The sequence below is a fragment of the Rhizobacter sp. P2_H3 genome, from assembly GCF_056403355.1.
In genome coordinates this window covers 1-9557 of record NZ_JBFUFQ010000221.1, presented here as the reverse complement: position 1 = coordinate 9557, position 9557 = coordinate 1, and the positions used below count along the sequence as shown (strand labels likewise).

The window sequence follows — 9557 nt, the reverse complement described above, 5'->3', positions numbered from 1 at the left end:
CCACCGCCCAGGTCGACGCGCTGACCTCCGACCAGATGGGCCAGCTGACGACCGCCCAGGTCGCCGCACTGACCACCTCGCAACTGGCGAACCTGACCACCGACGACCTGAACGCGCTGAACACCGCGCAGTTCGTCGCGCTGTCCACCGCGCAAGTCGCCGCGCTGACGCCGACGCAGATCGCCGGCCTGCAATCCGATGACCTGCGCGCGCTGACCACCGGCCAGTACGCCGCGCTGACCACCGCCCAGGTCGCCGCGCTGACCAGCGACCAGATGCCCAACATCGAGTCCTCGGACCTGCGTGCGATCAGCACCGCCGGCATCCGCGGCCTCAACAGCGACCAGTTCGCGGCGCTGACCTCCGACCAGATCGCGTCGCTGACGACCACGCAGGTGGCCGCGCTGACGACCACGCAGGTGGCCTCGCTGGCCTCGGACGACCTGAACGCGCTGAGCACCGCGCAGTTCAGCGCGATGTCGAGCGCGCAGACCGCCGCGCTGACCACCGACCAGATTCCGCACCTCGAATCGGCCGACCTGCGCACGCTGAGCACCGCCGCGCTGCGCAACTGGACCACCGCCCAGGTCGATGCGCTGACCTCCGACCAGATGGGCCAGTTGACGACCGCGCAAGTGGCGGGCCTCACGACCGCCCAGCTGACCAACCTGACGACCGACGACCTGAACGCGATGAATACCGCGCAGTTCGCCGCGCTGTCCACCGCCCAGGTCGCCTCGCTGACCGCCACCCAGATCGCCGGCCTGCAGTCCGATGACCTGCGTGCGCTGAGCACCGCGCAATACGCCGCGATGAACTCGGCCCAGGCCGCTGCCCTGACGACCGACCAGATCCCGAACCTCGAATCGGCCGACCTGCGCGCGCTCAGCACCGCCGCGATCCGCGCGCTGAACACCGACCAGATCAATGCGCTGACCTCCGACCAGATGGCCCAGCTGACGACCGCCCAGGTCGCCGCGCTGACCTCGACGCCGCAGGTCGACGGCCTGAACACCAGCAACCTGAACGCGCTGACCACCGCGCAGTTCGCCGCGATGACCACCGCCCAGGCGGCCGCCATCACGACGACGCAGATGTCGAACCTGGAGACGCAGGATCTGCGCGCCCTCAGCACCGCGGCGATCCGCGCGCTGAACAGCGACCAGCTGGCCGCGCTGAACTCCGATCACATGGGCGCGCTGTCGACCGCACAGGTCGCCGCCATGACGACGAACCAGGTCTCGCACCTGACGACGGAAGACCTGAACGCGCTGAACACCGCCGACTTCGTCGCGCTGTCGACCGCCCAGGTCGCATCGCTGACGGCCTCGCAGATCGCCGGCCTGCAGTCCGATGACCTGCGCGCACTGACGACGGCACAGTACGCCGCGCTGTCGACCACGCAGGTCGGCGCACTGACCAGCGACCAGATCCCGAACATCGAATCGGCCGACCTGCGTGCCATCAGCACCGCCGGCATCCGTGGCCTGAACAGCGACCAGTTCGCCGCCCTCACCTCCGACCAGATCGCGTCGCTGACGACCGCGCAAGTGGCCGCGCTGACGACGACGCAGCTGTCGTCGCTGGCCTCGGACGACCTGAACGCACTGAGCACCAGCCAGTTCGCGATCCTGTCGACCACACAAGCCGCGTCGCTGACGACCGACCAGATCCCGCACCTGGAATCGGCCGACCTGCGTGCGCTGAGCACCGCCGCGATCCGCAACTGGACGACCGCCCAGGTCGATGCGCTGACCTCCGACCAGATGGGCCAGCTGACGACCTCGCAGGTCGCCGCGCTGACGACCGCCCAGCTGTCGAACCTGGTCACCGACGACCTGAACGCGCTGAACACCGCGCAGTTCGCCGCGCTGTCCACCGCCCAGGTCGCCGCGCTGACGCCGACCCAGATCGCCGGCCTGCAATCCGATGACCTGCGCGCGCTGAGCACCGCCCAGTTCGCCGCGCTGACGACCGCCCAGGTCGCCGCGCTGACCACCGACCAGCTGCCGAACCTCGAATCGGCCGACCTGCGTGCGATCAGCACGACGGCGCTGCGCCAGCTGAACTCCGACCAGCTCGGTGCGCTGACCAGCGACCAGTTCGCCGCCCTGACGACCGCGCAAGTGGCTGCCCTGACGACGACCCAGCTGTCCACGCTGGGCACCGGCGACCTGAACGCGCTGACGACCAACCAGTTCGCGATCCTGTCGACCGCCCAGGCTGCTGCACTGACGAGCGACCAGATCCCGACGCTCGAATCGGCCGACCTGCGTGCCCTGAGCACCGCCGCGATCCGCAACTGGACGACCGCGCAAGTCGATGCGCTGACCTCCGACCAGATGGGCCAGTTGACGACCGCGCAAGTGGCCGCCCTGACGACCGCCCAGCTGAGCAACCTGGTGACCGACGACCTGAACGCGCTGAACACCGCGCAGTTCGTCGCGCTGTCGACCGCGCAAGTCGCCGGCCTGACCGCGACGCAGATCGCCGGGCTGCAATCCGATGACCTGCGTGCCCTGACGACGGCGCAGTACGCCGCGCTGAACACCGCGCAGGTCGCGGCGCTCACCACCGACCAGATCCCGAACCTGGAATCGGCCGACCTGCGCGCCATCAGCACCGCCGCGCTGCGCCAGCTGAACTCCGACCAGCTGGGTGCCCTGACGAGCGACCAGTTCGCTGCGCTGACGACCGCCCAGGTGGCGGCGCTGACGCCGGCGCAACTCGCCAGCCTCGGCTCCGACGACCTGAACGCGCTGACGACCAGCCAGTTCGCGATCCTGTCGACCGCCCAGGCCGCCGCGCTGACCACCGACCAGATCCCGCACCTGGAATCGGCCGACCTGCGCGCCCTGAGCACCGCCGCGATCCGCAACTGGACGACCGCGCAAGTCGACGCGCTGACCTCCGACCAGATGGGCCAGCTGACGACCTCGCAGGTCGCCGGCCTGACGACCGCCCAGCTGAGCAACCTGGTCACCGACGACCTGAACGCGATGAACACCGCGCAGTTCGCCGCGCTGTCGACCGCCCAGGTCGCCTCGCTGACGCCGACGCAGATCGCGGGCCTGCAGTCCGATGACCTGCGTGCGCTGACCACCGCGCAGTACGCCGCGCTGAACTCGGCCCAGGTCGGTGCGCTGACGACCGACCAGATCCCGAACCTCGAATCGGCCGACCTGCGCGCCATCAGCACCACCGCGATCCGCGCGCTGAACAGCGACCAGCTGGCCGCCCTCGACTCGAGCCAGATCGGCGCGCTGACGACCGGCCAGGTCGCGGCCCTGACGACCACGCAGCTGTCGACGCTGAACAGCGACGACCTGCGCGCCCTGACGACGCAGCAGTACGCCGCGCTGTCGACCACGCAAGTCGCGTCGCTGACCACCGACCAGATCCCGACGCTGGAATCGTCCGACCTGCGCACGCTGAGCACCGCCGCGCTGCGTTCGTGGAACACCGACCAGCTGAACGCGCTGAGCTCCGACCAGATGGGCCAGCTGACGACCGCGCAGGTCGCCGGCCTGACGACCGCCCAGCTGGCGAACCTGACGACCGAAGACCTGAACGCGCTGAACACGGCCGACTTCGCCGCGCTGACGACCGCCCAGGTCGCCGCGCTGAAGGTCAGCCAGGTCGCCGGCCTGGAAACCGACGACCTGCGTGCGATGACCACGGCGCACTACGCCGCGCTGTCGACCGCGCAAGTCGGCGCGCTCACCAGCGACCAGATCCCGCACCTGGAATCGGCTGACCTGCGTGCGATCAGCACCGCCGGCATCCGTGGCCTGAACAGCGACCAGTTCGCAGCCCTCACCTCGGACCAGGTGGCATCGCTGACGACCGCGCAAGTCGCGGCGCTGACGACCACCCAGCTGTCTTCGCTGACCTCCGACTCGCTGAACGCGCTGAGCACCGCCCAGTTCGCGATCCTGTCGACCGCGCAAGTCGCGTCGCTGACCACCGACCAGATCCCGCACCTCGAATCGGCCGACCTGCGTGCGCTGAGCACCGCCGCACTGCGCTCGTGGAACACCGACCAGCTGAACGCGCTGACCTCGGACCAGATGGGCCAGCTGACGACCGCGCAAGTGGCGGGCCTCACGACCACCCAGCTGACCAACCTGACCAGCACCGACCTGAACGCGCTGAACACCGCTGACTTCGCTGCGCTGTCGACCGCCCAGGTCGCTTCGCTGACGGTCGGCCAGGTGGCCGGCCTCGAAACCGACGACCTGCGTGCGATGACGACGGCGCACTACGCCGCGCTGTCGACCGCACAAGTCGGCGCGCTGACCAGCGACCAGATCCCGCACCTGGAATCGGCCGACCTGCGTGCCATCAGCACGGCCGGCATCCGCGGCCTGAACAGCGACCAGTTCGCTGCGCTGACCTCCGACCAGATCGCGTCGCTGACGACCGCGCAAGTGGGCGCGCTGACGACCACCCAGCTGTCCTCGCTGACCTCCGACTCGCTGAACGCACTGAGCACCGCCCAGTTCGCGATCCTGTCGACCGCGCAGGCCGCCTCGCTGACCTCCGACCAGATCCCGCACCTGGAGTCGTCGGACCTGCGTGCCCTGAGCACCGCCGCGATCCGCAACTGGAGCACCGCACAGGTCGATGCACTGACCAGCGACCAGATGGGCCAGCTGACGACGGCGCAAGTCGCCGCGCTGACGACGGCCCAGCTGAGCAACCTGGTCACCGACGACCTGAACGCGCTGAACACGGCTGACTTCGCCGCGCTGTCGACCGCCCAGGTCGTGTCGCTGACGGCCACGCAGATCGCCGGCCTGCAGTCGGACGACCTGCGCGCCTTGACCACGGCGCACTTCGCCGCGCTGACGACCACGCAAGTGGCCGCGCTGACCAGCGACCAGCTGCCGAACCTGGAATCGGCCGACCTGCGTGCGATCAGCACCGCCGCGCTGCGCCAGCTGAACTCCGACCAGCTCGGCGCCCTGACCAGCGACCAGTTCGCTGCGCTGACGACCGCGCAAGTGGCGGCCCTGACGACGACCCAGCTGTCGCAACTGGGCACCGACGACCTGAACGCGCTGACGACGACGCAGTTCGCGACGCTGTCGACCGCCCAGGCCGCCGCGCTGACCACCGACCAGATCCCGACGCTGGAATCGGCCGACCTGCGTGCGCTGAGCACCGCCGCGATCCGCAACTGGACCACGGCGCAGGTCGATGCGCTGACCTCCGACCAGATGGGCCAGCTGACGACCGCCCAGGTCGCTGCGCTGACCACCTCGCAGCTGTCGAACCTGACCAGCACCGACCTGAACGCGCTGAACACCGCCGACTTCGCTGCGCTGTCGACCGCCCAGGTCGCTTCGCTGACGGTCGGCCAGGTGGCCGGCCTGCAGACCGACGACCTGCGTGCGATGACGACGGCGCACTACGCCGCGCTGTCGACCGCGCAAGTCGGCGCGCTGACCAGCGACCAGATCCCGCACCTGGAGTCGGCTGACCTGCGTGCCATCAGCACCGCCGGCATCCGTGGCCTGAACAGCGACCAGTTCGCAGCCCTCACCTCGGACCAGGTGGCATCGCTGACGACCGCGCAAGTGGGCGCACTGACGACCACCCAGCTGTCTTCGCTGAGCTCCGACTCGCTGAACGCGCTGAGCACCGCCCAGTTCGCGATCCTGTCGACGACGCAAGTGGCTTCGCTGACCTCCGACCAGATCCCGCACCTGGAATCGTCGGACCTGCGTGCCATCAGCACCTCGGCCATCGCCAACATGAGCACGGCGCAGATCGATGCGCTGAGCTCCGACCAGATGGGCCAGCTGACGGTGGCCCAGGTGGCGGCGATGACGACCGCGCAACTGAGCAACCTGGTCACCGACGACCTGAACGCCTTCGGCACCGCGCAGTTCGCGGCGCTGTCGACGGCCCAGGTGACGTCGCTGACGGCCAGCCAGATCGCCGGCCTGCAATCCGACGACCTGCGTGCGCTGACCACCGCGCACTATGCGGCACTGACCACGGCCCAGGCGCATGCGCTGACGACCGACCAAATGCCGAACCTGGAATCGGCCGACCTGCGCGCGCTGAGCACCAACGCGATCCGCGCGCTGGACTCCGACCAGCTGGCGGCGCTGACCTCCGACCAGATGGCGGCACTGACCACCGGCCAGGTGGCGGCGCTGACGGCCAGCCAGGTCGGCACGCTGACCACGGACGACCTGAACGCGCTGACGACCAGCCAGTTCGCGGTCTTCTCGTCGGCCCAGGTGCAGACGCTCACCTCCGACCAGATGGCCGGCCTGCAGACCGACGACCTGCGTGCGCTGAGCACCGCGGCGCTGCGTTCGCTGAGCACCGCCCAGCTGGATGCGATGGGTTCCGACCAGTTCGGTGCGCTGACCACGGCGCAGGTCGCTTCGCTGACCACGACGCAGATCTCCAGCCTGTCGAGTGACGACCTGAACGCGCTGACCGGCACGCAGTTCGCGGCGCTGACCACGGCGCAGTCGGCTTCGCTGACGGCGTCGCAGATCGGCACGATGGCCACCGACGACCTGCAGGCGCTGACCACGGCGCACTATGCGTCGCTGTCGGCGACCCAGGTGCTCGGCATCACGACCGACCAGATCTCGGTGATCGAGACGCAGGACCTGCGTGCGCTGACCTCGACCTCGCTGCGCGCCCTGACGGATGCGCAGCTGGGCGAACTGACCACGACGCAGCTCTCCTCGCTGGGCGGCCAGGTCAGCAACCTGACGACCTCGCAGATCTCGCACTTGGCCACCGACGACCTGAACGCGTTCACCGCCTCGCAGTTCCTGGTGATGAACACGGCGCAGATCCAGTCGCTGACGGTCACGCAGATCGGCAACCTGGAAACCGCGGACCTGCGTGCACTGAGCACGGCCGCGATCCAGTCGCTGACGACCGACCAGGTCCAGGCCATCACGACCGACACCTTCCAGGCGCTGAGCGCGACGCAGATCGCCGCGTTCACCACCGCCCAGGTGCATTCGCTGACGACCGACCAGGTCATCGCGCTGACGACCACGCAGACGATGGCGCTGGAGACCCAGGACATCGCGGCGATGTCGATGACGCAGATCGCGGCCTTCGAAGGGCAGGACATCGCGGTGATGTCGTCACCGCAGCTGGATGCCTTCATGGCGGCCTCGCCGATCGTGCTGGACCTGAACGGTGACGGCGTCTCGACGGTGTCGGCGGCGCACGGCGTCAACTTCGACCTGAACGCCACCGGCCATGCCAACAAGGTGGGCTGGGCCTCTTCGACGGACGGCATCCTGGTGATGGATCGCAACGGCGACGGCAAGATCAACGACGGCACCGAGCTGTTCGGCGTCGCGACCGTGAAGGCCGACGGCACCCGCGCCGGCAACGGTTACGAGGCCATGAAGATCGAGGACACGAACCACGACGGCAAGCTGAGCGCCACGGACGCGAACTTCGACAAGCTGAAGGTGTGGGTCGATGCCAACCAGGACGGCATCTCCGAGGCGGGCGAGCTGAAGGGCCTGGCCGATTTCGGGATCGTCTCGCTGGACCTGCATGCCGCGAGCGGCACGACGGTGCAGAACGGCAACCTGCTGGGCCTGGTGTCGAGCTACACGACGGCCGACGGCGCCAAGCACGACATGGCGGACGTGTGGTTCGGCAAGGCCGCGGCGACCGATGCCACGGCAGCCAAGGAACTGCCGGTGCAGCTGGCCGATGTGCTGGCGGCGCCGACGGCCGACGTGCTGGGCGGCAGCAGCGCCCCGACGGTGGCGGCGACGCAGACCACGGCGCATGCCGCGGTGCACGTCGACCACAAGCTGCTGGCCGACGACGAGCACCTGAAGAACATCGGCCCGCTGATCTGATCACGGCAACCGATGGCGCGGCACGCACTCCCTGAAGTGCGTGCCGCGCAGTCACGCGAGTCACCCGCACCCCTGAACGCATGAAATTCGGCTTCGTCAAGTGGTTGGTGAGCAAGCTGCTGCCCTCGGCCTGGCGGGACCTGTTCTCGTCCGACGGCGGCAGCGGCGGCTCGACCGCGCCGACGACGCCGGCCACCCCGACGTCCAGCACCGGCGCGCTGACCGATGCCCAGGTGCAGGCGCTGACGACGGCGCAGATCGCCGGCATGACGACGGCCGAGCTGAACGCGCTGACGACCGCGCAGTTCGCGATGCTGTCGGCGACGCAGGCGGGTGCGATCACGACCACGCAGGCGGCCAACCTGGAGACGGCCGACCTGCGCGCGCTGACCACCGCCGCGATCCGCGGCTGGAGCAGCGCGCAACTCGCGGCGCTGACGACGCAGGAGATCAGCCTGCTGACCACCGTGCAGGTGGCGGCGCTGACGCCGGCGCAGATCGCCGCGCTGTCGACCACCTCGCTGAACGCGATGACGACGGCCGAGTTCGCCGCGCTGAACAGCGCGCAGGCCGCGGCGTTGACCACGCAGCAGATCTCGCACCTGGAGAGTGCCGACCTGCGGGCGCTGACCACGGCGGCGTTGCGCGGAATGTCGGCCGCGCAGCTCGACGCACTGACCACCACGCAAGTGACGCAACTGAGCACCGCCCAGCTGGGTGCGCTGACGACCGCGCAGTTCGACGGGCTGCTGCCGACGCAGATCGGCGCGCTGACCACCGCGCAGGTCGCCACGCTGACGGTGGCGCAGGTGGCGATCCTCGGCACCGACGACCTGCAGCAGATGTCGACGCAGCAGTTCGCCGCCCTCAACTCGGCGCAGGCCGCGGCGTTGAGCGGCGCGCAGCTGGCCGCATTGCCGACGGCCGACTGGGCGGCGCTGACGACAGCGGCGATCCGCAGCATCGACCCGACGGCGCTGGCCGCGGTGACGACCGATGAGATCGCCGCGCTGACCACCGCACAGGCCTCGGTGTTGAATTCCGCGCAGATCGCAGCGCTGTCGACCGACCAGGTCGCGGCGATCGAGACGGCCGACCTGCGCGCGCTGAGCTCGGCCGCGTTCCGTGCCCTGAGCGCGTCGCAGATCGACGCGCTGACCTCGATGCAGCTCGCGGGGCTGACCAGCGCGCAGATCGCATCGCTGACGCCGGCGCAAGTGGGCTCGTTCAACACCGACGACCTGACGGCGCTGAGCACGGCGCAGTTCGCGGCGCTTTCGTCGGCCCAGGTGGCGGCCTTGTCGGCCACGCAGGTGGCAGCGCTCGAGACGGCGGATTGGGCGGCGATCAGCACCGCCGCGATCAAGGGGCTGGCGGCCAGCTCGGTCGCCACGCTGACGACCGCCGAGATCGCCGCGCTGACGACGGCCCAGGCCGCTGCGCTGACTGCCACGCAGGCGGCGGCGTTGACGCCCGAGCAGATGCTGGCGCTGGAGACCAACGACCTGCGCGCGCTCAGCTCGGCCGCGTTCCGCGCACTGACGCCGGCGCAGGTGGAGGCGCTCGGCTCCGACCAGTTCGCGGCGCTGACGACGGCGCAGATCGGGTCGCTGACCGGACCGCAGATCGGTGCGCTGCACACCGACTACCTGAATGCGCTGACGACCACGCAGTTCGCCGCGCTGTCGA

The 9557-nt window shown here is 69.7% G+C and carries 1 protein-coding gene and 1 pseudogene; both read left to right on the top strand.

Going from position 1 to position 9557, the window contains the following annotated elements; genetic code table 11:
- Positions 1 to 35 precede the first annotated feature (35 nt).
- Positions 36 to 7868 (top strand): SPM autocatalytic domain-containing protein, encoded by a 7833-nt coding sequence (locus AC1D1T_RS26390; protein WP_477992798.1) that lies wholly within the window; start codon positions 36 to 38, stop codon positions 7866 to 7868.
- A gap of 80 nt (positions 7869 to 7948) precedes the next feature.
- Positions 7949 to 9557, top strand: a pseudogene (locus AC1D1T_RS26385) (heme utilization protein); the annotation flags it as partial.

Coding starts and splice junctions, on each gene's coding strand:
- AC1D1T_RS26390 (WP_477992798.1), top strand. CDS start 36: ATGGGCCAGCTGACGACCGCCCAGGTCGCCGCACTGACCACCTCGCAA.